The organism is Exiguobacterium marinum DSM 16307 (genome assembly GCF_000620845.1).
In the GTDB taxonomy this organism is placed as follows: domain Bacteria; phylum Bacillota; class Bacilli; order Exiguobacteriales; family Exiguobacteriaceae; genus Exiguobacterium; species Exiguobacterium marinum.
Genome location: NZ_KK211189.1, coordinates 516,162 through 540,939 on the forward strand (window position 1 = coordinate 516,162; position 24,778 = coordinate 540,939).

At 48.1% G+C, this 24,778-nt stretch carries 24 protein-coding genes, 1 pseudogene and 3 other annotated features; of the genes and pseudogenes, 24 read left to right on the forward strand and 1 reads right to left on the reverse strand.

Translation table 11 applies throughout. The features are described 5' to 3' along the window. Positions 1 to 83: a sequence feature (5S ribosomal RNA rRNA prediction is too short), on the forward strand. A gap of 169 nt (positions 84 to 252) precedes the next feature. After that, positions 253 to 1,809: pseudogene (locus P400_RS15325) on the reverse strand (IS1182 family transposase); the annotation flags it as partial. Positions 1,810 to 2,056: 247 nt separating this feature from the next. Here P400_RS15325 and P400_RS0103000 point away from each other — a divergent pair. From P400_RS0103000 to rpoB, 24 genes are all read left to right on the forward strand, one after another. After that, entirely contained in the window at positions 2,057 to 2,533 is a 477-nt protein-coding gene (locus P400_RS0103000) for a CtsR family transcriptional regulator (RefSeq protein WP_026824805.1), read from the forward strand. A 5-nt stretch (positions 2,534 to 2,538) separates the two neighbouring features. Beyond that, complete coding sequence (locus tag P400_RS0103005) at positions 2,539 to 2,973, forward strand: UvrB/UvrC motif-containing protein (protein ID WP_026824806.1); 435 nt, start codon at positions 2,539 to 2,541, stop codon at positions 2,971 to 2,973. Beyond that, a complete protein-coding gene (locus P400_RS0103010; RefSeq protein ID WP_026824807.1) occupies positions 2,973 to 4,016 on the forward strand; it encodes a protein arginine kinase in 1,044 nt (347 codons plus the stop codon). The genes P400_RS0103005 and P400_RS0103010 overlap by 1 nt, the downstream gene beginning before the upstream one ends. 24 nt (positions 4,017 to 4,040) lie before the next feature. Next, entirely contained in the window at positions 4,041 to 6,476 is a 2,436-nt protein-coding gene (locus P400_RS0103015; RefSeq protein WP_026824808.1) for an ATP-dependent Clp protease ATP-binding subunit, read from the forward strand. 57 nt (positions 6,477 to 6,533) lie between these two features. After that, entirely contained in the window at positions 6,534 to 7,910 is a 1,377-nt protein-coding gene (gene radA / locus P400_RS0103020; RefSeq protein ID WP_026824809.1) for a DNA repair protein RadA, read from the forward strand. Positions 7,911 to 8,023: 113 nt separating this feature from the next. Beyond that, on the forward strand, positions 8,024 to 9,088 hold the full coding sequence (locus tag P400_RS0103025) for a PIN/TRAM domain-containing protein (RefSeq protein ID WP_012727703.1): 1,065 nt from the start codon (positions 8,024 to 8,026) through the stop codon (positions 9,086 to 9,088). 55 nt (positions 9,089 to 9,143) lie between these two features. Next, positions 9,144 to 9,824 (forward strand): 2-C-methyl-D-erythritol 4-phosphate cytidylyltransferase, encoded by a 681-nt coding sequence (gene ispD / locus P400_RS0103030; protein WP_026824810.1) that lies wholly within the window; start codon positions 9,144 to 9,146, stop codon positions 9,822 to 9,824. After that, the gene (gene ispF / locus P400_RS0103035) at positions 9,821 to 10,294 is read left to right on the forward strand and encodes a 2-C-methyl-D-erythritol 2,4-cyclodiphosphate synthase (protein WP_026824811.1); all 474 of its coding nucleotides are present in this window, start codon (positions 9,821 to 9,823) and stop codon (positions 10,292 to 10,294) included. The genes ispD and ispF overlap by 4 nt, the downstream gene beginning before the upstream one ends. 45 nt (positions 10,295 to 10,339) lie before the next feature. After that, positions 10,340 to 11,797 carry a glutamate--tRNA ligase gene (gltX, locus tag P400_RS0103040; protein ID WP_200868291.1) on the forward strand — a complete coding sequence of 486 codons (1,458 nt, stop codon included), beginning with the start codon at positions 10,340 to 10,342 and terminating at the stop codon, positions 11,795 to 11,797. After that, positions 11,797 to 12,003 (forward strand) — a binding site (T-box leader). (Overlaps the previous gene by 1 nt.) A gap of 51 nt (positions 12,004 to 12,054) precedes the next feature. Beyond that, positions 12,055 to 12,744, forward strand: coding sequence for a serine O-acetyltransferase (gene cysE / locus P400_RS0103045; RefSeq protein WP_026824813.1), 690 nt, complete (start codon positions 12,055 to 12,057; stop codon positions 12,742 to 12,744). Beyond that, entirely contained in the window at positions 12,713 to 14,110 is a 1,398-nt protein-coding gene (gene cysS / locus P400_RS0103050; RefSeq protein ID WP_026824814.1) for a cysteine--tRNA ligase, read from the forward strand. The genes cysE and cysS overlap by 32 nt, the downstream gene beginning before the upstream one ends. Then, a complete protein-coding gene (locus P400_RS0103055; protein ID WP_026824815.1) occupies positions 14,107 to 14,511 on the forward strand; it encodes a Mini-ribonuclease 3 in 405 nt (134 codons plus the stop codon). Before cysS ends, P400_RS0103055 begins: the two co-directional genes overlap by 4 nt. A 109-nt stretch (positions 14,512 to 14,620) precedes the next feature. After that, positions 14,621 to 15,370, forward strand: coding sequence for a 23S rRNA (guanosine(2251)-2'-O)-methyltransferase RlmB (gene rlmB / locus P400_RS0103060; protein WP_026824816.1), 750 nt, complete (start codon positions 14,621 to 14,623; stop codon positions 15,368 to 15,370). Further along, positions 15,367 to 15,906 carry an NYN domain-containing protein gene (locus P400_RS0103065; RefSeq protein WP_026824817.1) on the forward strand — a complete coding sequence of 180 codons (540 nt, stop codon included), beginning with the start codon at positions 15,367 to 15,369 and terminating at the stop codon, positions 15,904 to 15,906. The genes rlmB and P400_RS0103065 overlap by 4 nt, the downstream gene beginning before the upstream one ends. A 209-nt stretch (positions 15,907 to 16,115) precedes the next feature. Beyond that, positions 16,116 to 16,757 carry an RNA polymerase sporulation sigma factor SigH gene (sigH, locus tag P400_RS0103070; protein ID WP_026824818.1) on the forward strand — a complete coding sequence of 214 codons (642 nt, stop codon included), beginning with the start codon at positions 16,116 to 16,118 and terminating at the stop codon, positions 16,755 to 16,757. Between the two features lie 128 nt (positions 16,758 to 16,885). Continuing rightward, complete coding sequence (rpmG, locus tag P400_RS0103075) at positions 16,886 to 17,032, forward strand: 50S ribosomal protein L33 (RefSeq protein WP_026824819.1); 147 nt, start codon at positions 16,886 to 16,888, stop codon at positions 17,030 to 17,032. A 34-nt stretch (positions 17,033 to 17,066) separates the two neighbouring features. Next, positions 17,067 to 17,237 carry a preprotein translocase subunit SecE gene (gene secE, locus P400_RS0103080; RefSeq protein WP_012727692.1) on the forward strand — a complete coding sequence of 57 codons (171 nt, stop codon included), beginning with the start codon at positions 17,067 to 17,069 and terminating at the stop codon, positions 17,235 to 17,237. Between the two features lie 16 nt (positions 17,238 to 17,253). After that, positions 17,254 to 17,805 carry a transcription termination/antitermination protein NusG gene (gene nusG, locus P400_RS0103085; protein WP_026824820.1) on the forward strand — a complete coding sequence of 184 codons (552 nt, stop codon included), beginning with the start codon at positions 17,254 to 17,256 and terminating at the stop codon, positions 17,803 to 17,805. A gap of 147 nt (positions 17,806 to 17,952) precedes the next feature. Beyond that, positions 17,953 to 18,378 carry a 50S ribosomal protein L11 gene (gene rplK / locus P400_RS0103090; protein WP_012727690.1) on the forward strand — a complete coding sequence of 142 codons (426 nt, stop codon included), beginning with the start codon at positions 17,953 to 17,955 and terminating at the stop codon, positions 18,376 to 18,378. Between the two features lie 94 nt (positions 18,379 to 18,472). Next, positions 18,473 to 19,159 (forward strand): 50S ribosomal protein L1, encoded by a 687-nt coding sequence (gene rplA, locus P400_RS0103095; RefSeq protein WP_026824821.1) that lies wholly within the window; start codon positions 18,473 to 18,475, stop codon positions 19,157 to 19,159. Positions 19,160 to 19,218: 59 nt separating this feature from the next. Continuing rightward, positions 19,219 to 19,372, forward strand: a sequence feature (ribosomal protein L10 leader region). A gap of 44 nt (positions 19,373 to 19,416) precedes the next feature. After that, positions 19,417 to 19,923, forward strand: a complete 507-nt coding sequence (gene rplJ / locus P400_RS0103100; RefSeq protein WP_026824822.1) for a 50S ribosomal protein L10 — start codon at positions 19,417 to 19,419, stop codon at positions 19,921 to 19,923. Between the two features lie 58 nt (positions 19,924 to 19,981). After that, on the forward strand, positions 19,982 to 20,350 hold the full coding sequence (rplL, locus tag P400_RS0103105) for a 50S ribosomal protein L7/L12 (protein ID WP_026824823.1): 369 nt from the start codon (positions 19,982 to 19,984) through the stop codon (positions 20,348 to 20,350). 79 nt (positions 20,351 to 20,429) lie between these two features. Beyond that, complete coding sequence (locus tag P400_RS0103110) at positions 20,430 to 21,026, forward strand: class I SAM-dependent methyltransferase (RefSeq protein WP_026824824.1); 597 nt, start codon at positions 20,430 to 20,432, stop codon at positions 21,024 to 21,026. A gap of 193 nt (positions 21,027 to 21,219) precedes the next feature. Next, positions 21,220 to 24,768, forward strand: a complete 3,549-nt coding sequence (rpoB, locus tag P400_RS0103115; RefSeq protein WP_026824825.1) for a DNA-directed RNA polymerase subunit beta — start codon at positions 21,220 to 21,222, stop codon at positions 24,766 to 24,768. Positions 24,769 to 24,778: the final 10 nt, after the last annotated feature.

A 24,778-nucleotide genomic window follows, 5' to 3' on the forward strand; every position in this document is an offset into this window, starting at 1 on the left:
ACACCCGTTCCCATGCCGAACACGGAAGTTAAGCGTCTCAGCGCCGAAAGTAGTTGGGGGATCTCCCCCTGTGAGGATAGGACGTTGCCAGGCAACAACGCAGAGGACGACCGAGCATAACGCTCGGTCGTCCTTTTGTATATTAGAGGCTGGGACATAACTAGCCGGTTTTAGAGATTTTGATAAAAAGAGGGGTCCGGTCACCGATTTTCGGTGGCCGGACCCCTTCTTTGTACTTCCGCCGATGCCATTGGCGATGAACTTTCGTAGGTTCACCGCCATGAGGGCGAAGCCGAGCTCACATTTCACACGCTGTTTCCCCCTTACGGAGAAGCGGGTGAAACCCAAATTGGCCTTCAGATATCCAAAAACTGGTTCCACGTCCGTCTTGCGTCGGGCATAGACGGCACCGGTTTTCTCATCCGAAAGCAGCGTTCTCGTCATATTCTTTTGTTCTTCCCAGGTCCCGTTCACGCTGACCTGGCGGTGTCTCCCTTCCTCGGCTTTCGTGCACAGCTCTCGGAACGGGCAATCGACGCAGCTCTCGCACGCGTACACACGAAAATCACGGATGAAGCCGTCACGGTCGGTTCGGTGGGACTCGTGACTGAACGGAAGCTTTCTTCCGTCCGGACACGTGAACGTGTCGGTCCCCTCGTCATATGCCCAGTTCGCGAGGTTGAACGGGTCGTCGCGCCATTTCTTCTTCTGTTCCTTCCGGTACATCGTGTGCGGGATCAAAGGTTGGCGCCCTCGGCGCTCGAGGATGTCCGTGTAGTTCTGTTGGCTCCCGTACCCGGCATCGGCGACGATGTAGGCGGGCAGGTCGAGGAAGGTTTCGATCTCGTCGAGGAACGGGATCAACGTTTTCGTGTCGGTCGGGTTCGGATAGACGTCATAGGCGAGCGTGTACTGACCTTCGGTTGCGATTTGGACGTTGTAGCCAGGTTTCAGTTGACCGTTCTTCATGTGATCCTCTTTCATCCGCATGAACGTCGCGTCACGGTCGGTCTTCGAATAGCTGTTGCGTGTGCCGAAGGTGGCCATGTGTTCCTCGTATCGACGTTTCCGGGCCGCGAAGTCGGCAGCCTGTTTGCGGAGATGGCGGGGCTTCTTACGTTCCGCACGCAATCGTTTCCGTTCCTCGACGTCCGTCGTTGAGCTGATCTCCTCGTTGATGGACTCGATCGTTTCCTCGAGTCGCGCTGCGATTTGTTCCAGCTCTTGGGCCGTGAGCGCGTCCGGGCTCTCCCGTTCGATCTCAGGGATGACCTGGTCGGCCATCAGCTCGTCGTACATCTGGTTCGACTTCTCGACGAGCGCGGCGTGGTGTTTTTCGACCGCCCTGCGCCAGACGAAGGTGTAGCGGTTGGCGTTCGCCTCGATTTTCGTGCCGTCGATGAAGATCGCCTCCTCATCGATTGCGCCGGTCTCGACGAGATGGCACCGGAAGGCGACGAAAGCCTCCTTCAGGATCGGGGAAACGGCCGGATGGACACGGAAACGGTTGATCGTCCGATAACTCGGCTCGTGGCCCTGGGCGAGCCACATCATCCGTAGGCTGTCCTTGAGAAGGCCCTCGATCTTTCGTCCTGAGAACGCGGACTGTGTGTAGGCGCAGAGGACGATTTTCATCATCATGCGCGGGTGATAGGCCGGGCAGCCCGTCGTTCGCCAGAACGGTTCGAATGCCTCGTCCGGGATCTGTTCGACGAGGTCATGGACGGCGAAGGCGATATCGTTTTCCTGCAGCCGGACTTCTAAATCTAGGGGCAAAACCAATTGGTTCATGGTATACTCTTTGTACATAGGGGCACCTCCAAAGTTATGGTTTGGTCACTTTAACTTTATCAGAGGTCGCCCCTATCTGTTTAGTCCGAAATGCGTGCACGAACCCATAAAAATGACAAGAGGCCCCCGCGAGCGAACAAGTCGCTCACGGGGGCCTCTTTCTTATAAATCTACTGGGTTATGTCCCAGCCTCTTTTCATTTGCCTTTTTTTAAATCAATGATAAAATATAGTCAAAAGTCAAAGATGGTCAGAGGGTGGTGGAGATGAGAAATATTTCGGATGTCATTGAACAGTATTTGAAGCAAGTGTTGAAAGAAAGTCAGGCGAATGCGATTGAAATTAAACGTCAAGATATCGCGCAACGATTCGAATGTGTCCCATCCCAAATCAATTATGTCATCAACACACGTTTTACCGTCGAAAAAGGATATTTAGTAGAAAGTAAACGTGGCGGTGGCGGATATATTCGCATTCGACGCGTCACTTTGCATGAAAAGCAAGATCTCCTCTCTAGTTTGATGGATGTCATTCTTGAGCATCCACGTCTGAATGAACAGCTCGTCGAAAATGTTCTTGTTCGATTAGTGGAAGAACAAATGTTGCACGAGCAAGAAGCTCAGTTGATTTATCATCTCTTATCAGATGAAGCGTTAAACTTACAGGTTGACGATCGCTTCTTTATCCGACGTCAACAGTTACTGGCACTAATGAAAGTACTTCGTTACCGTAATGGAGGATAAGTCGTATGTTATGCGAACGTTGTAAACAGCGACCGGCTGTCAATGAAGTCGTTGTCATGGAACAAGATGTACCTGTGAAAAGACACTTATGTCGACAATGTACGGTAGAACTCATGACGGGTTATGTCCCGGTCGTGAAGCGTTGTCCGACTTGTCAGATGACCCGCCAAGACTTATTGCGTGTAAGAAAAGCAGGGTGCGCTACGTGTTATACCGTATTCCGGGATGAACTGATAAAAATCACCCGTCAATATCAACAAGGACACGATCGTCATATCGGTTCGATTCCTGACCATCTACGAACACCGTATGAACGGATTGAGGAGCGGCTTGAAAAGTTAGCAGGGGAGTTGACCCGTGCTGTCGAACAAGAAGATTATGAACGGGCAGCACGTATTCAAAAAGAAATGAAGCAATTAGAAGGGCAGGGAGATGGCTAATGGAACCTTTCCTAACACATCCACTCGGTCCAAAAATGAAAGAACGTGCCAAACTTGATGATTTGGTCGTCTCCACAAGAATCCGACTGGCACGTAACGTCAAAGACACCGTGTTTTCACCGGCCCTTTCTAAAGAAGGAGAACGTCAACTTTGCGATCGTTTAGAGGGACGTCTACGCGGGTTGAAGGGATTTGAATATCTTCATATGCGTGATTATGATGAAGTGACACGACAAGCGTTAATGGAGAAACATTTGATTAGCCCGGCTGTTGCTACTAATGAAGAAAGTGCGGTCTTCTTAAGTGAAGATGAAACCATCAGTGTACTAATCAACGAGGAAGACCATCTGCGAATTCAAACGTTGCTTCCCGGCTATCAAGTGAAAGCGGCGTTCGAATTAGCGAAACAAGCAGACGCATTATGCGCGGAGTCACTTTCTTATGCTTTTGATGAACAGTTAGGCTATTTGACGACATGTCCAAGCAATATCGGAACAGGACTCCGAGCTTCGGTCATGTTACACTTACCGGGACTCACGCTAACGGGTCGGATTGGTCCGATTTTACGGGAACTTCGAAAACTCGGTTATACGATTCGCGGTCGTTATGGTGAAGGAAGCGATGCAGCCGGACGCTTGTTCCAGCTGTCGAATCAACGGACACTAGGTAGTCATGAATCACAACTGTTGGCTGACTTTATGGAAGTGACAGAACAAGTGATTCAGGCAGAACGCCATGCGCGTGAAGAACTCATTGCGAATCGACAGGAAGAGTTAGAAGATCGATTTTATCGGTCATATGGTATATTACGATATGCTAAATTACTCTCTTCCACTGAAGCAGTTGAACGACTATCTGATTTACATTTAGCAAGTGACCTTGGAATTTTGTCTGATTGGAGCCCGCCGAAGTTTCACGAGTTGATTGTTCGGTTACAATCAGGTTTTCTACAAAAACATTTCGGGAAAACATTATCTACGCAAGAGCGGGATCGAGAACGAGCGACACTCGTTCGTCGAACGTTAGATCAAGGCTTAGTTTGATCCAACTATAAGGAGGTTTTGTCAATGATGTTTGGACGATTTACAGAGCGAGCACAGCGCGTATTAGCTTTAGCACAAGAGGAAGCCGTACGTCTTGGCCATCATAATATTGGTACAGAACATATTTTATTAGGATTGGTTCGGGAAGGAGAAGGGATTGCGGCGAAAGCACTCTTCGCACTAGGACTGACATCTGAAAAGATTCAACAAGAAGTCGAGTCATTGATTGGACGTGGTTCTGAGAACGGATCGACGATTCACTACACACCACGTGCGAAAAAAGTCATTGAACTCTCGATGGATGAAGCAAGAAAATTAGGACATTCATACGTCGGAACGGAACACATCCTTCTCGGATTGATTCGTGAGGGGGAAGGTGTCGCAGCGCGCGTCCTCAATAACCTAGGAATCAGTTTGACGAAAGCACGTCAACAAGTACTGCAGCTCCTCGGGAATACTGAGTCTTCTTCAAATGCTTCGCAACCAGGCGCAAGCGCTGCAACACCAACGCTTGATGGGTTGGCACGCGACTTGACGCAACAAGCCAGAGAATCACGTTTAGATCCGGTGATTGGACGCGCAGGTGAGATTCAACGTGTTATCGAAGTCTTGTCTCGTCGGACAAAGAACAACCCGGTTCTTATTGGTGAGCCGGGTGTCGGGAAGACCGCGGTAGTCGAAGGCCTTGCTCAACAAATCATCAACAACGAAGTCCCTGAGACACTTCGTAACAAACGAGTCATGGTACTCGACATGGGTACGCTCGTGGCCGGTACAAAATATCGTGGTGAGTTCGAAGATCGTTTGAAAAAGGTCATGGATGAGATTCGCCAGGCTGGAAACGTCATTCTCTTCATCGATGAATTGCATACATTGATTGGTGCAGGAGGCGCTGAAGGCGCGATTGATGCGTCGAACATCCTCAAACCGTCACTGGCCCGTGGTGAACTTCAATGTATCGGGGCGACAACACTCGACGAGTACCGGAAGTATATCGAGAAAGATGCAGCACTTGAACGACGTTTCCAACCAATTCAAGTGAACGAGCCGACGGCAGAAGAGGCTGAGCAAATCCTTCTCGGTTTACGCGACCGCTATGAGGCACACCACCGTGTAACGATTACAGACACAGCCATTCATGAGGCGGTCGTCCTTTCTGACCGTTATATTTCGGATCGCTTCTTACCGGACAAGGCGATTGACCTCGTCGATGAAGCCGCATCAAAAGTACGACTTCGTTCTTTCACAGCGCCGCCGAACTTGAAAGAGTTGGAATCGCGCCTCGAGTCGATTCGTAAAGAAAAAGACTCTGCTGTTCAAAGCCAAGAGTTTGAAAAAGCAGCGTCCCTTCGCGATACGGAGCAAAAATTACGTGATGAATTAGAAGAATTGAAAGCAGAGTGGCAGAATAAGCAAGGGAACGAAAAACTTGAAGTGACGAAAGAAGATATCGCTCAAGTTGTCGCAAACTGGACAGGAGTACCGGTCACAAAGATTGCCGAAGAAGAGACGGACCGTCTCCTCAAACTCGAATCGATTCTTCACAATCGTGTCATCGGTCAAGACGATGCAGTGAAATCGATTTCTCGTGCTATCCGTCGTGCCCGTGCCGGATTGAAAGATCCGAAACGTCCAATCGGTTCGTTCATCTTCCTCGGACCGACCGGAGTCGGGAAAACCGAGCTCGCCCGCGCAGTTGCCGAAGCGATGTTTGGCGATGAAGATGCGATTATTCGAATCGATATGTCAGAGTACATGGAGAAACATGCGACAAGTCGTCTCGTCGGTTCGCCTCCGGGCTATGTTGGTTACGAAGAAGGTGGTCAATTAACCGAGAAAGTACGCCGGAAACCATATTCGGTCATTCTTCTTGACGAGATTGAGAAAGCACACCCTGAAGTATTTAACATCTTACTTCAAGTGCTAGACGACGGTCGCTTGACGGACTCAAAAGGTCGCACGGTCGACTTCCGAAATACCGTCATCATCATGACATCAAACGTCGGGGCAGCAGCGCTTCAACGAAATAAATATGTCGGATTCACAGTCGAAGATGATGTGAAACGTGAGTATACGGAAATGAAAGACAAAGTGCTCGAGGAATTGAAAAAAGCGTTCCGACCTGAGTTCTTGAACCGAATTGACGAAATCACAGTCTTCCATTCACTTCAAAAAGAGCACATCCAAGAAATCATCAAACTTATGGCTGAGACACTTAAGAAACGTCTCGCCGAACAGGGTGTTGATTTCAGCATGACAGATGCGGCGCTCGAGAAGATTGCCGAAGTCGGCTACGATCCGGAATACGGGGCCCGTCCCCTCCGTCGTGCTCTTCAGCGAGAAGTGGAAGACCGTCTCTCAGAAGCAATGCTCGGTGGTACGATTACCAAAGGTAGTAAAGTTGCGCTCGACGTACAAGATGGAGAGTTTGTCGTTCGTAACGAAGGTGTCGTTCAGTAAATCATTCAGCTCCCTCACTGTTCATGAGGGAGCCTTTTTTAGACAGGAAGGAAGCTTATGGCCAAAATTAAAACGAAATACGTCTGCCAATCGTGTGGATATGAATCAGCGAAGTGGATGGGGCGCTGTCCAGGTTGTAATGAATGGAATACGCTTGTGGAAGAATTTGTGGAAGAAAAGAAAGCCAAACGCGGTGCAGCATTTGTCCATAGTTCGTCTCGACAATTGAAACCGGAACGTCTATCAAACGTCGTCTCACAAGAAGAGACGCGTGTGCACACGAATAGTCGTGAATTTGACCGTGTGCTCGGTGGAGGAATCGTCCCGGGTTCCCTTGTCTTAGTCGGGGGTGACCCAGGAATCGGAAAGTCGACGATTTTGCTACAAGTCAGTGCCCATTTAGCCCATAGCGGCAAAAAAGTGTTATATATTTCGGGTGAAGAGTCGCTCAAACAAACGAAACTGCGCGCGGAACGACTCGGCTTACCGACCGAAGACTTGTTCGTGCTCGCGGAGACAGACATGCTGATGATTGAACGGGTCATCGATGAAGAACAGCCGGGGTTTGTCATCATCGACTCGATTCAGACGGTGTATATGGATGAGATTCAATCTGCTCCGGGCAGTGTGTCACAAGTACGAGAATGTACGGCGGCGCTCATGAAGATTGCGAAAACGCGAGGGATTGCTGTCTTCATTGTCGGACACGTGACGAAACAAGGGTCGATTGCAGGACCGCGCTTACTCGAACACATGGTAGATGCGGTGCTTTACTTTGAAGGCGAACGTCATCATACATTCCGTATTTTGCGGGCGGTGAAGAATCGGTTTGGTTCAACGAATGAAATTGGGATTTTCGAGATGAAAGAGAGTGGGTTAGAAGAAGTCCTCAACCCGTCCGAAATCTTTTTAGAAGAGCGAACCGCAGGGGTATCCGGCTCTACGGTCGTTGCTTCGATGGAAGGGACACGGACGGTGCTCGTCGAACTGCAGGCACTTATCTCCCCTACCTCATTCGGGAACCCGAGACGAATGGCGACGGGAATCGATCAAAATCGGGTCGCGCTTCTCATGGCCGTGCTCGAGAAACGATCCGGTCTTCTGCTTCAAACACAGGATGCTTATTTGAAAGCGGCCGGTGGTGTCAAATTGGATGAACCGGCGATTGACCTTGCGATTTGTATTTCAATCGCCTCTAGTTTTCGCGATCGCCCGACTCGGCCGACGGATGTCTGCATCGGAGAAGTCGGATTGACGGGAGAAGTGCGGCGCGTATCACGAATAGAACAACGTGTTGCCGAGGCGGCAAAGTTAGGGTTTACAAGGGCCATCATCCCGAAAAATAATATGGGTGGATGGACCGCTCCGGCAGGGATTGAGGTGGTCGGTGTCGGAACAGTGGATGAAGCACTCCAGTTGGCGATTCCATTTTGATGGGTCGCCACTGGCAGTTTGTAACGCTTTGTAACGAACGTGATTAAAAAATCGTGTTACAATGAAAGTGTTATTTTTTGAAATTTTATTTCATATAAAAGGAGGTGGAATGAGTGAAGATTGCTGTACGAATCGGATTTATTTTGATTGGACTCGTCGTGGGTTGGTTCGGAATCATCGAAGCGACGCTTTTATTAGCAGACCTTGGCATGAATGTGCCGGAGTGGTTAACGATTCCATACGTAGCAAGTTTGATTGGTGGACTTATCTTCTTCATTCTTAGTTTATTCTTAACAGATGGTGTTGTTGCATTTATTCGTTTTGTCGAAGAACGGCTCGTCCGTTTACCGGTGGGAGATATCTTATTCGGTTCGATCGGTCTTATCATCGGGCTCTTGATCGCCTTTTTGATCAGTGTATCGCTTGAAGTCACGAATATTTTCTTACTGAGTAAAATCGTCCCGATTTTTGTCACGGCACTGTTTGGTTACTTTGGTTTCGCGGTCGGCTATCGGAAGCGTAACGAATGGATTAAACTATTTGTGAAGAGCGAACGGGAGAAGCCGGCGGCTGAACCGGTTCAACGTTCTAACGATAAAATCTTGGATACGAGCGTCATCATCGACGGTCGGATCGCGGATATTGCGACGACTGGATTCGTGGAAGGGACATTGATTGTTCCGCAATTTGTGATCGGAGAGCTCCAATACATCGCCGACTCTTCGGATACATTAAAACGAAATCGTGGTCGTCGGGGTCTCGACATTTTAAAAGAACTGCAGGAGAACAAGCGCATCCAAGTTGAAATTTATGATGGCGACTTTGAAGATGTACCGGAAGTCGATATCAAATTAATCAAATTGGCTGAACTTAAAAATGGTATTGTTGTCACGAATGACTATAACTTAAACAAAGTGTGTGAAGTACGGAATGTCCCGGTATTGAATATCAATGACTTAGCGAATGCCGTCAAACAAATCGTCATTCCTGGCGAAGAGATGGTCGTGACAGTCATTAAAGAAGGAAAAGAGCAAAATCAAGGCGTCGCCTATCTTGAAGATGGGACGATGGTTGTCGTGGAAGGTGGACGGAAGTTGATTTCGAAGACGCTTCCTGTCGTCGTGACGAGTGTCTTACAGACGTCTGCAGGTCGAATGATTTTTGCACGTCCGGAATAATGAACAAAAAAGAGACGCGGGAGCGCTCTCTTTTTTCACGAAGAGAGGTGTTTACATGGTAGCTTATACAGTCGTCATCCCGGCTGCGGGAAGAGGGAAGCGGATGGGAGCAGATGCGAACAAACTCATGTTGTCGTTACGAGGCAAGCCGATTATCGCATGGACGTTACAAGTGTTCGATACCGATCCATGGTGTGAACATATCGTTTTAGCGATTCGTCCAGAGGAACGTGACTGGTTTGAAGCGATGATGGCACATATCGATACGCCGATTACATATGTAATTGGCGGAGAAGAACGACAACAGAGTGTCTACGCAGGACTGCTTGTTGTTGAAACGGACACGATTGTGATGATTCATGATGGCGCTCGTCCGTTTGTGAAACGCGAACAGCTACATCAAGTGGCGGAAGCTGCGTTACAAGGTGGAGCTATTTTAGCGGTACCGGTCAAGGATACGGTCAAACAAGTGGAGCGTCACCAAATCGAACAAACCGTGCCCCGTGAAAACTTGTGGTTGGCACAAACACCGCAAGCTTTTCAGGCCAAGGCGATTTTATCAGCGCATGAAAAAGCAGTAGAACGACAGGTGCTAGGAACGGATGATGCCAGTTTATTCGAATGGCTCGGTGAAACGGTGCAAGTGGTCCCTGGAGATTACCATAATATTAAGATGACGACACCAGAGGATTTACTGTTTGGCGATGCGATTTTAGCGAAGGGGGATTTACAATGAGAATTGGTCAAGGGTTTGATGTACATGCATTTGCGGAAGGACGTCCGTTAATATTAGGTGGAATCGACATCCCACATGAGCGTGGACTTCTCGGTCATTCTGATGCGGATGTGTTGCTCCATACGATTGCCGATGCGGCGCTCGGAGCGATTGCGGCAGGCGATATCGGGAAGCATTTTCCTGATACAGATTCCGAATTCAAAGATGCGGATTCGAAAGTGTTACTTCGCCACGTATGGCAACTTGTGAAAGACGAGGGGTATGTCCTCGGAAATGTGGATGCGACGGTCATGGCACAACGTCCGAAATTGCGCCCCTACATTGATGAGATGCGCGCGGTCATCGCAGATCTTCTTGAAGCGGATATTGAACAGGTAAACGTGAAAGCGACGACGACGGAGAAGCTCGGCTTCACTGGACGAGAAGAAGGAATCGCAGCACAGGCGGTCATCTTACTCAACCGGGCTTGACAGAAATGGTATACTATTTGGGCAGAAGAGAAGAAAGGTGGAACTATTATGAGTGAAGTGCGTGTACGCTATGCGCCTAGTCCGACGGGGCATCTCCATATCGGAAATGCGCGGACTGCGTTGTTTAACTACTTATTTGCTCGCCATGCAGGCGGGAAATTGATTCTTCGAATTGAAGATACTGACCAAAAACGGAACGTGTTGAACGGTGTCGAAAGTCAAATGAAGTACTTAGAATGGCTTGGCATCGACTGGGATGAAGGTCCAGGCCGTGACGGCGACTACGGTCCATATTACCAAATGGAGCGTCTTGCGATTTATGAGAAATATGTCAATGAGTTGATGAGCAAAGGTCTTGCTTATAAATGTTACATGACATCTGAAGAGCTCGAAGCGGAGCGTGAAGCTCAAATCGCTCGTGGAGAGGCACCGCGTTACTCGGGTGCGCACCGTAACCTCACTGCCGAAGAACGTGAAGCATTTGAAGCGGAAGGCCGCAAGCCATCGATTCGAATTCGGGTGCCAGAAGGCGTGACGTATAAGTGGACGGATGTCGTTAAAGGAGACGTCTCCTTTGAATCGAAAGACTTTGGAGATTGGGTCATCGTGAAACAAGATGGGATTCCAACATACAACTTCGCTGTTGTCGTAGATGATCATTTGATGAACATCAGTCACGTATTGCGTGGGGATGACCACATCGCAAACACACCAAAACAGATGATGGTATATGATGCGCTCGGTTGGGAGTATCCGGAGTTTGGTCACATGACCCTCATATATAACGACCAACACAAGAAGTTGTCAAAACGTGACGAATCGATTATCCAGTTCATCGAACAGTATGCCGATCTCGGTTACTTGCCTGAGGCGCTCTTCAACTTCATTTCTCTTCTTGGCTGGTCACCAGTCGGGGAAGAAGAAATTTTCTCAAAAGAAGAGTTCATTCAAATGTTTGATGCGAACCGATTGTCGAAGAGTCCGGCTGTGTTTGACCAACAAAAACTTTCTTGGATCAACAGTGTATACATGAAGAAGGCCACGCTTGACGAAGTGGTGGCACTCAGTTTACCATTCTTACAAGAAGCAGGACGATTACCCGAGGCGGTATCTGTCGAGGAAGCGGATTGGGCGACAAACTTGATCGCATTGTATAAAGAACAAATGACGCACGGGGCAGAGATTGTCGCGTTGACAGACTTGTTCTTCAAAGATGAAATCGAGTATGACGAGGAAGCGAATGTTGTCCTTTCAGGTGAAACGGTACCTGCTGTTCTTGCAGAGTTCAAACAGCAACTCGAAGGAATCGAAGACTTCACACCGGAAGCGATTAAAGCGGCGACGAAAGCGACTCAAAAAGCTACCGGTCAAAAAGGAAAGAACTTGTTCATGCCGATCCGTGTCGCCACGACAGGACAAACACATGGGCCAGAACTCCCGAACGCCATTTCATTAATTGGAAAAGAGCGTGTATTGAAGCGTCTGACAACTTTATTAGCGTAATAAAGGCATCGATGAGGAAAGTAAGCGGTACGACACGTTGCAGAGACTAGGACCTAGGCTGGGAGTTCTAGATGTGTCCCCCGAAGAAGTGCACCTCGGAGCCGTCTCGGCGATATGTAGTCGAGGCCGTGACTCGGCGTTAACGGGATTTGAGAGGGGAACACTTTTCCCAAACAGAGTGGAACCGCGCTTACGGCGTCTCTGTGCCTTGGCACAGGGGCGTCTTTGTTTTTGTATAAGAAAAGGAGATATCGATTATGGGATTTTGGAGCAGTGTACGCGAAGACTTGCGGACTGTCCTGGAACTAGACCCTGCCGCTCGATCAAAAGTGGAGGTCGCAATGACGTATCCAGGATTGCACGCTATTTGGGCACATCGCATCGCACACGGATTATGGAAACGAAACGTGAAGCTAGTGGCTAAGTTATTAGCCCAGTTCAGTCGCTGGGTGACCGGGATTGAAATTCATCCTGGCGCAGTTGTCGGTAACCGGGTATTTATCGATCACGGTTTCGGCGTCGTCATCGGAGAGACAGCCATTATCGGAAATGACGTGACGATTTATCAAGGCGTCACACTCGGTGGAACCGGGAAAGAAAAAGGGAAGCGACACCCGACGATTGGAAGTGACGTCCTCATTTCAGCCGGGGCAAAAGTGCTTGGAAACATCACGATTGGCGATTGCGTCAAAATCGGGGCAAGTTCCGTCGTCTTGAATGATGTACCGTCTGATTCGACTGTGGTCGGGATTCCGGGTCGGGTCGTTATTCGAAACGGCAAACGTGTGAAACAACACGACTTAGATCACCGCCTGCCTGATCCGGACCGCGAATGCCAAGAACGTCTTGAAAATGCTGTGGCAGAACTTCAACATAAATTAGAGACGCTTGAAAAGCGAATGGAGGAGAAGACACATGATTCAGCTGTACAACAGTCTCACGAATAAAAAAGAACCGTTTGTCCCGCTTGTTCCGGGTAAAGTATCGATGTATGTTTGTGGACCAACCGTCTATAACTATATCCATGTCGGCAATGCCCGTCCGGCGATTGCCTTCGATACAGTTCGTCGCTATTTGACGTATTGTGGGTATGAGGTGAAATACGTCTTGAACTTCACGGACGTGGACGACAAAATCATTCGTACCGCCAACGAATTAGGTGAAGACACCGAAACGTTGACGAATCGTTACATTGACGCATATTTAGCGGATACAGGAGCCCTTAACGTGCAACCTGCGGACGTACATCCACGTGTTACCGATACAATGGAAGAGATTATCGAGTTCATTCGTCAGTTAGAGACGGAAGGGTTCGCTTATGAATCCGAAGGCGATGTCTATTTCCGGACGAAGAAGTTTGAAACATACGGGAAACTAAGTCAGCAATCGATTGAAGATTTGCGGGCAGGCTCACGCGTCGATGTCGGGGAAAAGAAAGAAGACCCGCTCGACTTTGTCTTGTGGAAAGCGGCTAAGCCGGATGAACCATCATGGAATAGTCCATGGGGCAAAGGTCGTCCGGGCTGGCATATCGAATGCTCGGCGATGGCGAAAAAACATCTCGGGGCAACGATCGACATCCATGCGGGTGGGCATGATTTAAAATTCCCACACCACGAGAACGAGATTGCCCAATCGGAAGCGTGCAACCATGCGAAGTTCGCCAACTATTGGTTGCATAACGGGTTCATCAATATTGAAAACGAGAAGATGTCTAAGTCACTCGGAAACTTCCTCCTCGTCCATGAAGCACTGAAGGAAGTCGATCCGATGGTACTACGTTTCTTCATGTTGTCTGTTCATTACCGTCATCCCATCAACTATAGCCGTGAATTGATTGAACAAGCGGCGAACGGGTGGGACCGAATTAAAGAAGCGTATCAAAATATTGAATACCGCTTATCGGTAACAGCCGGACTCGGGGAACCGAGCGAGTCGATGGAACGGAAACTTGAATCGATCAAGACGGCTTTCATTGAGTCGATGGATGATGACATCAATACAGCAAACGCTGTGACGGTCTTATTTGACTTAGCACGAGAAGCAAACATTTATGCGAAAGCGGACCATGTGGCAAAAGCGACACTCGAGCAGGTTCTTTCACTATTCGATGAATTGACGGGTGTGCTCGGTTTGACGTTGGCAGAAGAAAAAGAACTACTGGATGCCGAGATTGACCGATTGATTCAAGAACGAAATGATGCACGGGCGGCACGTAATTTTGCCCGAGCCGACGAGATTCGTGATTTACTAAAAGAACAAAACATCCAACTCGAAGACACGGCCCAAGGGGTTCGGTGGAAGCGGTTATGATGCAACCGAAACAAATGAATGCCCTCGCCCTAGCCTACATGGGGGACGTGGTATATGAATTGGCCGTACGGAAACGGTTGCTCGAGAAAGGATTGACGCGCCCGAACGATTTACACCGGGGCGCGGTCCGCTACGTCAATGCACGGGCACAGGCGAGCGTCGTGACCCATTGGCTAGAAATGGACTTATTGACGGAAGAAGAGCAAGCCATCGTCAGACGTGGTAAGAATGCGAAGTCAGGATCAATCCCGAAGCGGGTTGATGTTCACACTTATCGTTACTCCACAGCGTTCGAGGCGTTGATTGGATATATCTATTTGACAGAAAGAAGGGATCGTCTTGAAGAACTCATCAAACAAGCGTTCGAACGACTCGAAGCCGAATCGTTCGAATCGACATGACGGAAAGCGGGGAGCGGAGAAACGAACATTTGACCGCCCTCGTGGTGAACGACCAGAACGTGCACGTCGCCAGAAAGCCGAGCGTCCGGATTATAAAGAAGTGGACGTGATGGAGGAAGGGATTGACTTCCTTTATGGCCGAAATCCCGTACTCGAAGCACTTCGAAGCGGCCGTGACATGAACAAAGTGTTTATTATGGAAGGGCAACAAAAAGGCCCGCTCGCCCAAATCATTGCGATGGCGAATGAAGCATCAGTTCAAGTTTCTTTCGTACCCAAAACGAAACTCGAGAAGATGGCAGGCAGTGAGCATCACCAAGGTGTCGTTGCAGCCGTAGCGGCTTATGAATACAAAACGATTGAGGATATGTTTGCACTTGCTGCTTCAAAAGAGGAAACACCGCTCATCATCCTGTTGGATGAGCTAGAGGACCCGCATAATCTAGGTTCGATTTTACGGACGGCAGATGCAATCGGGGCACACGGAATCATTATTCCAAAACGCCGTTCGGTTGGTTTGACCCAAACGGTCGCCAAAGCGTCGACTGGGGCGATTGAGTATATTCCAGTTGCGCGCGTGACGAATTTGACGCGAACGCTTGAAGAATTGAAGGAAAAAGGACTATGGGTCGTCGGGACCGATGCGAAAGAGAGTCAGGACTATCGTCGATTAGATGGAAATATGCCGCTTGTCGTGGTCATCGGAAGTGAAGGCAAGGGGATGAGCCGACTCGTGCGTGAATCGTGTGACTTCCTCGTCCATTTACCGATGGTCGGTCATGTCACGTCACTCAACGCATCTGTTGCAGCAGCGCTCCTTCTGTACGAAGTGCATCGCTCACGCCACCCGTTAGCATGAGTATTCTAAAACGCGAGCTCCTTCTTGTAGATGGATATAACATTATCGGAGCGTGGCCACATTTAAGAAGTTTGCGCGATGTAGATTTTGATCAGGCGCGCAACCTCTTGATTGAAGCGATGGCAGAATATCAAGCTGTATCCGGCAAAGAGGTCACAATCGTGTTTGATGCTCATATGCGGTATGGTCGTGAAGCAAAAGAGAAGCGCAGTCGTGTCGATGTCATTTATACGAAAGAAAATGAGACAGCTGACGAATGGATTGAGCGACGAGCGCATGAATTGGTCGATGACCGACTCGTGACATTATTCGTTGCGACAAACGATTTCACCGAGCAATGGGTTATTTTTGGCCAAGGTGCATTACGCGTTCCTGCGACCGAACTGTTAAAAGATTGGAAGCATGCGAAAACACTGATTGAGCAACAACGGATGTCGTTAGAAAAGGAACAATCCAATCGAAAGACAATCGATATTCCTCCGCACATTCAAGCGCGCTTTGAAGAAATGCGACGACGTAAATCAAAAGGTGACTGAAATCACGGGCGAGTTCATGGAATGGACTCGTCTTTGTTTCGATTTTGACATTTTTTTGCAAAGGAATGTTGTATACTATTACATATATGAGTTACACATTATTCAATTGACGGAATTTTTAGAAATTTGTTTGACGCATAGGAGTAGGGCGTCCTATAATGGGGCAAAACCTTACATAGTTCAGGATCAATCGCCGGGGGGGAACGAGCATGAACGGATGGCCGTACGAACAGTTTGAAAAAATGTCAGACGAAGAGTTGGTCTTATTGGCGCGAAACGAAGGGGATAGCGATGCGCTTGAGTTTTTGATTGAACGATACCGGTATTTTGTGCGGGCGAAGGCGCGCTCATACTTTTTGATTGGGGCAGATCATGAGGACATCGTCCAAGAAGGCATGATCGGTCTTTACAAAGGGGTGCGTGACTACAAAGACGAACGGCTCGCGTCATTCAAAAGCTTTGCTGAAATGTGCATCACACGTCAGATGATTACTGCAATCAAGACGGCGACACGTCAAAAGCACATTCCGCTCAATTCATACGTTTCGCTCGATAAACCGATTTTTGATGAAGAATCCGATCGAACATTGCTTGATGTTATCTTGCCTCCACATCCTACCGACCCTCAGGAATTGATTGTGACACAGGAAGAGCAAACGTTCATGGAAGAGAAGATGGAAGAAATTTTAAGTGACTTGGAGCGGAAAGTATTGCGTCTTTATTTAGACGGACGTTCTTATCAAGAGATTTCAGACGACTTGGATCGTCATGTCAAATCAATTGATAATGCGTTACAGCGTGTGAAGAAGAAATTTGAACGCCATGTCGATGTTCGGACGCTTACAAGCTAACCGATTATTGACCGCGTGCCTCCTATGTGATACTTTAAAAGTAGCGCCTTGTCCGTAGACGCCATTTACAGGAGGCGTTTTTTTTTCGCTCTTTTTTAAGAGAGAGTAGTCGAAAGGGGCGCTTATGAATGGCAAAGAAAGTAAGTCTCGCTTGTTCAGAATGCGGGTCTCGAGAGTATTCGACGACAAAGAAAGATGGTGTGTCGACACGACTTGAAATGAAAAAGTTTTGTCGCCGCTGTAATGCGCATACGATGCATCGGGAATCAAAGTAACGTAGATTGGCATTCAATGTAGGAGGAAGCTACCATGAACTTTTTGCGCGACGTATGGAAAGAGTTGAAGAAAACGAGTTGGCCTACTCGTAAAGAACTCACGAAATATACCATTACCGTCATCGCGACCGTTGTCGTGATTGGCCTGTTCGTGTTCGGCGTAGATACTGGAGTCAGCTATCTCGTCAATTTATTGATTAACTAAGGAAGAGGTGAAAGCCGTGGAGAAACAATGGTTTGTTGTCCAGACGTACTCAGGTTTTGAGAATAACGTCAAAGAAAACCTAGAACGTCGAATCGGTTCGATGAACATGGAAGATAAAATTTTCCGCGTCCTCGTCCCGACTGAAACGACACAAGAAGAAGTCACATTAAAGAGTGGCGAGAAGAAAATCAAAGAGCGTGAAGTCAAAAACTTCCCGGGCTATGTGTTCGTAGAGATGGTCATGACTGACGATTCATGGTATGTTGTCCGCAACACGCCTAACGTCACCGGCTTCCTCGGTTCAACCGGCGGTGGGGCCAAGCCGATCCCGCTTCAACCGGATGAAGTGACAAATGTCTTGTCGCAAATGGGACTCATCGAGAAGAAAGATCGTTACAATTACGAACTCGGTGACCTTGTCCGTGTGAAAGAAGGCGCGTTCGAGAACTTTGAAGGTACGATTGACGAAATCGAAGCTGACAAAGAGAAGCTCAAAGTCGTGGTCGATATGTTCGGTCGCGAAACAAAAATTGAGCTTGATTTCGAACAAGTTCAGAAAATTAACTAAACCCACTTGCTAATCCGTAAAACGGATGGTACAATCGGAAATGTTTGATGTTGTGCTTTATTTCGGTACAAACTCGACCTAATAGATTGAGTGGGAGGGCGCACAACGTCCAAGAAACCACATTTTAGACTTAAGGAGGTGTGTCTCGTGGCGAAAAAAGTTTCTAAACTCGTTAAACTTCAAATCCCAGCTGGTAAAGCTAACCCAGCTCCACCGGTAGGTCCAGCACTTGGACAAGCAGGTGTTAACATCATGGGATTCTGTAAAGAGTTCAACGCTCGTACACAAGACCAAGCCGGATTGATTATTCCTGTAGTCATCACGGTATACGAAGATCGTTCGTTTACATTCATTACGAAAACTCCACCAGCTGCAGTTCTCTTGAAGAAAGCTGCTGGTATCGAGAGTGGTTCTGGTGAACCAAACCGTAAGAAAGTAGCAACGGTTAAGCGTGACAAAGTTCGCGAAATCGCTGAACTTAAAATGCCTGACCTTAACGCATCATCTGTAGAAACAGCGATGCTTATGGTTGAAGGTACTGCACGTAGTATGGGTATTGTAATCGAAGACTAATTGATAGTCTCTGGGGTTGTCGGTGAATACTGCTCACCTTCAATCCCTTCATTATGTGGGAGGAAATTCCGCTAACCACAAGGAGGAAAAGATCATGGGTAAAAAACACCAAGAAGTAGCTAAGCTTGTTGACCGCACGAAGTCATACGACCTCGCCGAAGCTGTCGAGCTCGTTCAAAAAACAGCTACTGCTAAATTCGATGAAACAATCGAAGTTGCTGTCCGTCTCGGCGTAGATCCGAAGAAAGCAGACCAACAAATCCGTGGTGCCGTTGTACTTCCACACGGTACTGGTAAAACACAAAAAGTTCTCGTCTTCGCTAAAGGTGAGAAAGTGAAAGAAGCGGAAGCTGCTGGAGCAGACTACGTTGGTGACGCTGAGTACATCAACAAAATCCAACAAGGATGGTTCGACTTCGATGTCATCGTTGCGACACCTGACATGATGGGTGAAGTTGGTAAACTCGGTCGTGTTCTCGGACCTAAAGGCCTCATGCCTAACCCGAAAACAGGAACAGTTACTTTTGATGTAGAAAAAGCAATCGCGGACATCAAAGCTGGTAAAGTTGAATACCGTGTTGATAAAGCTGGTAACATCCACGTTCCAGTTGGTAAGAAATCATTTGAAGCATCTAAACTCTCTGAGAACATCGAGACAATTCTCGAAACACTCATGAAAGTGAAGCCTGCTACTGCAAAAGGAACTTACCTTAAAAACATCGCGCTTTCATCTACAATGGGTCCTGGGATCCGTGTAGCGACTGCGGATTTCCTTAAGTAATTTTGTTGAAATAAATTGTTGACAACGTGTGACACCGCTGATAAAGTAATACACGTTCAACCGAATATGTTGGATTACCGTAGACAGAAGGTGGACATCGGTCCGTAAACCCTTCCGAGGTGTCTTTGCTCGAACTTGAGCCTGTTGTCACAGGTTTACTTTCAAACAATTACGCCCTCGTATGTCTTCATACGAGGGATTTCTTTTGGAGAGCAGCCTCTCGTCCGGTATAAGAATTGACTAGGAGGTGCAAACACATGGCAAACGAAAAAATCGTAGCTCAGAAATCGGCACTCGTCGATGAAATCGCTGAAAAAATGCAAGCGAGCGTGGGAACAGTTGTTGTTGACTACCGCGGACTTACAGTTGAAGAAGTGACTACACTCCGTAAATCACTCCGTGACGCTGGAATTGAGTTCAAAGTTTACAAGAACGGTCTTCTTCGCCGCGCAGCTATTCAGTCGAACTTCGAAGGTCTTGACGAAGTCTTCACTGGTCCTACAGCAATCGCCTTCTCAAACGAAGACGTTATTGCTCCAGCGAAGATCTTGAATGACTTCTCGAAAGATCACAAAGCGCTCGAACTTAAAGGCGGTATCATCGAAGGCAAAGTGACTTCACTCGAAGAAATCAAAGCCCTTGCAGAACTTCCATCACGCGATGGTCTTCTCTCGATGCTTCTCAGCGTACTTCAAGCTCCAATCCGTGGGCTCGCAGTCGCAACAAATGCAATCGCAGAACAAAAAGAAGAGCAATCAGCTTAATTTTTGTCGCGTAGCGTAACTTAAAAACTTTTTACAACATCAAAGGAGGAAAACCATAATGGCTTTCAACAAAGAGCAATTCATCGAAGACCTCAAATCAATGACGGTTCTCGAACTTAACGAACTCGTAAAAACAATCGAAGAAGAATTCGGCGTATCAGCAGCAGCTCCAGTAGCAGTTGCAGGTGCTGGCGCAGGCGCAGCAGCTGAAGAGCAAACTGAATTCGACGTAATCCTCACAAACGCTGGCGCTGGTAAAATCAACGTCATCAAAGCTGTTCGTGAAATCACAGGCCTCGGTCTTAAAGAAGCAAAAGGACTCGTTGACGGAACTCCGGCTCCAGTCAAAGAAGGCGTTTCTAAAGAAGACGCTGATTCAATCAAAGCTAAGCTTGAAGAAGCTGGCGCATCTGTTGAAGTTAAGTAATTCAACTTCACAACCTATAGAAGCTCGCCATGGCGAGCTTCTTTTATTTCCTTGAAGAATGGGTTAGGAGGTTCGACGCATGGGAGATCATTACTATACGAACGATCCACGTTCGGAAAGTGCCCCGGAGACATGGACGTATGAGTTACGAGGGAAACAGTATCATTTCACTTCGGACCGCGGTGTGTTCTCGAAAGGATCGGTCGATTTTGGGTCACGTCTTTTAATTGAATCGTTTGAAGTACCTGAGGTGTCAGGACGCATTTTAGACGTAGGCTGCGGCTATGGTCCGATGGGGATCTCGCTTGCCGATGCCTCTGGGCGTGAAGCATTGCTCATTGATGTAAATGAGCGTGCGCTGGCGCTCTCTGAGCAAAACGCCGCCCGTAATGGAGTGACGGTCGAAACACGGCTTTCTCACGCGTATGACGCGGTGGGGGGAGAACGGTTTGCCGCCATTGTCACCAATCCGCCGATTCGTGCGGGAAAACAAGTCGTCCATACGATTTTGCGTGAAGCACATGCGCATTTGGTCGATGGAGGAGCAATTTATGTCGTCATTCAAAAGAAACAAGGAGCGCCTTCTGCTAAAAAGTTATTAGAAGAGGTGTTTAGTCAAGTCGAAACGGTCGCGAAAGAGAAGGGTTACTTTATTTTCCGAGCAATTCGGTCTTGACAAACGGTGAAGTCTTGTTGACTCGCTATAACGTATATGCTAACATTATAAAATGCCATTGGAATGGAATTCGCTTGAAACTGCCGTGTCTGCTGCTTTTTAGAGACGGAAAACGAGCGACATTCAATGACAATGTTCGATTATTACGCCCGAAAAATTCGCTAAAGAATTGGGGGTCTGAGAGGTGAATCAGTTGACTGGTCAACTTGTTCAGTACGGTCGTCACCGTCAGAGAAGAAGCTTTGCCCGTATCAGTGAGGTTTTAGAGCTTCCGAATTTGATTGAAATTCAAACTGCTTCTTATGAGTGGTTCTTGCGTGAAGGATTGAAGGAAATGTTCACAGACATTTCACCGATTTCCGACTTCACAGGAAACCTCGTGTTGGAGTTCATCGATTACTCGCTCAGTGAGCCGAAGTATTCGATCGATGAATCGAAGGAGCGCGACGTTACTTATTCTGCGCCACTTCGCGTAAAAGTACGTCTCCAAAACAAAGAGACAGGTGAGCTCAAAGAACAAGAAGTGTTCATGGGAGATTTCCCGCTCATGACAGAATCGGGAACATTTATTATTAATGGTGCAGAACGCGTCATCGTTTCCCAGCTTGTCCGTTCACCGAGCGTGTATTACAACGCTAAACTCGATAAAAATGGTAAACGTGGATTTGGCGCAACCGTCATCCCGAACCGTGGTGCTTGGCTCGAACTTGAAACAGATGCCAAAGATATCGTTTATGTTCGTATCGACCGTACCCGCAAAATTCCGGTAACGGTGTTGTTGCGTGCCCTCGGATTCGGTACGGACCAAGAAATTATCGACCTTCTCGGTGATGACGAATATCTTCGTAACACCCTTGAAAAAGATAATACAGAGTCTACAGAGAAAGCGTTGATCGAGATTTACGAGCGTCTACGCCCTGGTGAACCACCAACTGTAGAAAACGCGAAATCACTTCTCGTATCACGTTTCTTCGACCCGAAACGTTATGACTTAGCGAACGTTGGTCGCTATAAGATGAACAAGAAACTTCATCTTAAGAACCGTTTATTCGGTCAAAAATTAGCGGAAACGCTCGTGGACCCGGAAACAGGCGAAGTACTCGCTGAAGCTGGAACAGTCCTCGACCGTCGCAACTTAGATCGTATCCTCCCACATTTGGAGAGCGGCCTCGGTTATGTCGATGCGGAACCGACTGGCGGCGTCGCTGAAGGCGAACCGTTCGGTCTTCAATCAATCAAAGTCATCTCACCAGATGACCCAGATGGAGAGCGTATCTTGAACATCATCGGAAATGGCAATATCGACCGCAGTATCAAACATGTTACGCCGGCTGATATTATCGCTTCAATCAACTACTTCTTTAACTTACTTCACGAAGTCGGAACAACAGATGACATCGACCATTTAGGAAACCGTCGTCTTCGTTCAGTCGGAGAACTTCTCCAAAATCAATTCCGGATCGGGCTTTCTCGTATGGAACGTGTTGTAAAAGAACGTATGTCGATTCAAGATCAAAATGCGATTACACCTCAGGCGCTCATTAACATCCGCCCGGTTATCGCATCGCTTAAAGAGTTCTTCGGTAGCTCGCAATTGTCACAGTTCATGGACCAAACGAACCCGCTCGCAGAGCTTACGCACAAACGTCGTCTCTCTGCACTTGGACCGGGTGGTTTGACACGTGAGCGTGCTGGTTTCGAAGTTCGAGACGTTCACTATTCCCACTACGGTCGGATGTGTCCAATCGAAACGCCAGAGGGCCCGAACATCGGACTCATCAACTCACTTTCGTCTTATGCGAAAGTGAACGAGTACGGTTTCATCGAAGCACCATATCGCCGTGTCGACCCGGAAACAGGTCTTGTCACAAGTGAAATTCAATATATGACGGCCGATGAGGAAGATCTCTACGTCGTCGCACAGGCAAACATGCCGCTCACAGAGGATGGTCACTTTGCAGACGAACAAGTTCTTTGCCGTTTCCGCGGACAAAACTTGTCAGTCGAGCCAAGCCGAGTGGACTACATGGACGTATCGCCGAAACAGGTTGTTTCTGCTGCGACAGCATGTATCCCGTTCCTTGAGAACGATGACTCGAACCGTGCCCTCATGGGAGCGAACATGCAACGTCAAGCAGTACCACTTCTTCAACCAGATTCGCCGATTGTCGGTACTGGAATGGAGTATGTGTCTGCGAAAGACTCTGGTGCAGCAATTGTTGCGAAATACCCAGGTGTCGTTGAACGCGTCACAGCGCGTGAAATCTTGATCCGTCGTATGTCTGACGTAAACGGTTCTGAGGTTTCAGGTGATTTGGACCGTTACAAACTTCAAAAATATGTCCGTTCTAACCAAGGAACATGCTATAACCAAAAACCAATCATCGCAGCTGGCGATCGTGTCGAAAAAGGAGAAATCCTTGCGGACGGTCCGTCGATGGATATGGGTGAGCTCGCGCTTGGCCGTAACGTTGTCGTTGCCTTCATGACATGGGATGGTTACAACTATGAGGATGCGATCATCATGAGTGAGCGTCTCGTGAAAGATGACGTGTACACGTCGATTCATATCGAAGAGTACGAGTCAGAGTCACGCGACACGAAACTTGGACCAGAGGAAATCACACGTGATATTCCAAACGTCGGAGATGACGCACTTCGTAACTTGGACGATCGCGGAATTATCCGTATCGGAGCTGAAGTCAAGGATGGCGATATCCTCGTCGGTAAAGTAACACCTAAGGGCGTTACGGAATTGACGGCGGAAGAACGTCTCTTGCACGCAATCTTCGGTGAGAAGGCACGTGAAGTACGTGATACGTCACTTCGTGTACCAAACGGTGGAGATGGAATCATCTTGGATGTCAAAGTGTTCGACCGTGAAAACGGCGACGAGTTGTCTCCAGGCGTCAACCAAATGGTACGTGTCTATATCGTTCAAAAACGTAAGATTCACGAAGGGGATAAGATGGCGGGACGTCACGGTAACAAAGGTGTTATCTCGCGGATCCTCCCTGAAGAAGATATGCCATACATGCCAGACGGTACACCGGTTGACATCATGCTCAACCCGCTTGGGGTACCATCGCGTATGAACATCGGTCAGGTACTTGAACTCCACCTTGGAATGGCAGCGAAGAAGCTCGGCATCAAAGTGGCAACACCTGTATTCGATGGAGCGCGTGAGGAAGACGTATGGGCAACGATTGAAGAGGCTGGTATGGATAAAGATGCGAAAACGCGTCTCTATGATGGTCGTACGGGTGAACCGTTCGATAACCGCGTCTCTGTCGGTGTCATGTACATGATCAAACTCGCGCACATGGTTGATGATAAACTTCACGCTCGTTCGACAGGACCATACTCACTCGTTACGCAACAACCGCTCGGTGGTAAAGCACAGTTCGGTGGTCAGCGCTTCGGAGAGATGGAAGTTTGGGCTCTTGAAGCGTACGGTGCAGCCTACACGCTCCAAGAAATCTTGACAATCAAGTCGGATGACACGGTCGGTCGTGTGAAAGCATATGAGGCCATCGTGAAAGGCGAGAGCGTTCCAAAAGCGGGCGTTCCTGAATCATTCCGCGTCTTGATCAAAGAGCTTCAAGCGCTCGGTATGGAAGTCAAGATGATGTCAGCGGATGATGAAGAAGTCGAAATGAAAGATGAAGATGACGACAACATCCCGAACGCAACATCGGCGTTAGAACAAGTCGTTCAACCGACTGTTACGGAAGAGGAATAAGGCGAAAAGG